The sequence below is a fragment of the Frigoribacterium sp. Leaf44 genome (assembly GCF_001421865.1).
GTDB lineage: Bacteria > Actinomycetota > Actinomycetes > Actinomycetales > Microbacteriaceae > Frigoribacterium.
Window position 1 is genome coordinate 705,743 of record NZ_LMLG01000006.1, and the last position, 455, is coordinate 706,197.

General features: G+C 65.9%; 1 protein-coding gene. It reads left to right on the forward strand.

All coding sequences use genetic code 11. The features are described 5' to 3' along the window. Positions 1-455, forward strand: a 455-nt coding sequence (locus ASE87_RS16790) for a carbohydrate ABC transporter permease (RefSeq protein ID WP_369814017.1), incomplete at both ends; no start/stop codon positions are given.

Sequence of the window (455 nt, forward strand, 5' to 3'; positions counted from 1 at the left end):
CGCCCTGGCGTTCCTCTTCCCGTTCTACTACATGGTGATCGGCTCGCTGCAGACCAAGCCCGACCCGACCGTGGCCGGGGCGTTCCCGCACCCGTCGAACCTGACGGTCGAGAACTACGCCGCGATCGACAGCCGCATCGGGCTGCTGAGCGGCCTGCTCAACTCGGGCATCTTCACGGTCGGCGTGCTCGCCTGCACCCTCGTGTTCGGTGTGCTGGTCGGCTACGCGCTGGCCGTGCTGCAGTGGCGCGGTCGCGGGGTCACCTTCGCGTTGGCGCTGCTGGTGCAGGTGGTCCCCTTCCAGCTGCTGATCATCCCGCTGTACGTGCTCATCGCGCGCAACTACGGGCTGAGCGACAACTACCTGGGCATGATCCTGCCGTTCGCCATCAACTCGACGGCGGTGATCATCTTCCGGCAGTACTTCCTGCAGCTGCCGAAGGAGCTCTTCGAGG